The organism is Treponema sp. UBA753 (genome assembly GCF_002297325.1).
In the GTDB taxonomy this organism is placed as follows: Bacteria; Spirochaetota; Spirochaetia; order Treponematales; family Treponemataceae; genus Treponema_D.
Genome location: NZ_DBKJ01000009.1, coordinates 1 through 1,193 on the forward strand (window position 1 = coordinate 1; position 1,193 = coordinate 1,193).

Genomic DNA, 1,193 nt, shown 5'->3' on the forward strand with positions numbered 1-1,193 from the left:
AAACGTGAAGAAAAAAATACGGTCCAACCAGCACGTTTGCGATATTCAGGATAAAAAGCACAGCTGCATAAATCAATGTAGGAATCAAAGCGCAAACTGCACGCGAAAAAGTCAATTGAACATCTTCAAATATGATAAATGAAACCAAAGCTAAAACCGGGCAAACAAAGTGCATAAAAAGCCCTGAACCTTCCAGCATATAGCTGCTAAAATTCCGCATTGTATATCCGCCGGCGTTCGGAATAAGAAGGGCAAGAACAACCGTAATCGTCAAAGTTGTGCAGCAAGTTGCAATGTATAAAAAAAGTTTTGCAGAATAAGGAACTTTTTTTCCAAAGCGCAAAGAACGGACTTTAAAAATCGCCATGGCTGCACACGAAATTCCCAAAAGAATGTTGCTGTCCTGCGTGTAGTATTTGAAAAATATGAAGCTGCCGTATTCTGTAAAAGTCAAAATAACGGCAATAACTTCAAATACTGCGATTAGGACGTTTAATACTAGAGAAATGAAAATACGCTTGTTTAAAAATTTATTTTGAAGCATAGATGAAACTCTTCTGTTTGCAACTTAACATAAAATTTCTTTTAATGCGCAAAGCAAAGCGTCGTTGTCATTTTTGTCGCGAACTGCAAGCCTTATGTACTTTCCATTTTCAAAACATTTCTTTCCGGTTAAATCTTTTATAAAAAGATTGTAACGCTGCATAAGAATCTGGGTAAGTTCAGACGCAGTAATTTTTCCATCAAGCCTGCACATTAAAAAGTTCGCCTGGCTTGGGAATACATAAAAATCTGGGATTTTTGCTAATTCGAAAGCGAAACGTTCTCTTTCTTCTGCAATTTTATCGCAAGCAGCTGCATACAATTTTTTATACTTATCATAGATTTGCAAGTAGTATTCTGCAAACGAATTAATATTCCAAATTGCATTCTTCTTTTGAATCTGCTTTACATAGCTAGAGTCTGAACTTGCAAGCAAACCGAGACGCAAACCTGGAACTCCATAGCTTTTGCTTATAGATTTTACAACAATAAGGTTTGGATTTTCCATTAAAATTTTATCATCAAGCAAAGTGTATCGTTCGTCTTTTTGTGCGAAATCAATAAAACTTTCGTCAAAAATAAGTTTTGCATCTAGTTTTTTCAATTCAGAGCAAAGCAAAAGAACATCTTTTTTATTCAAAAAATTTCCA

At 35.0% G+C, this 1,193-nt stretch carries 2 protein-coding genes; both read right to left on the reverse strand.

Annotation, left to right across the window (positions count from 1 at the left end):
- A partial coding sequence (locus B4C08_RS00385; protein ID WP_296662086.1) for a hypothetical protein occupies positions 1-544 on the reverse strand: 544 nt, incomplete at its 3' end.
- A 24-nt stretch (positions 545-568) separates the two neighbouring features.
- The coding region (locus tag B4C08_RS00390; RefSeq protein WP_296662087.1) for an aminotransferase class I/II-fold pyridoxal phosphate-dependent enzyme at positions 569-1,193 on the reverse strand (625 nt) is incomplete at its 5' end.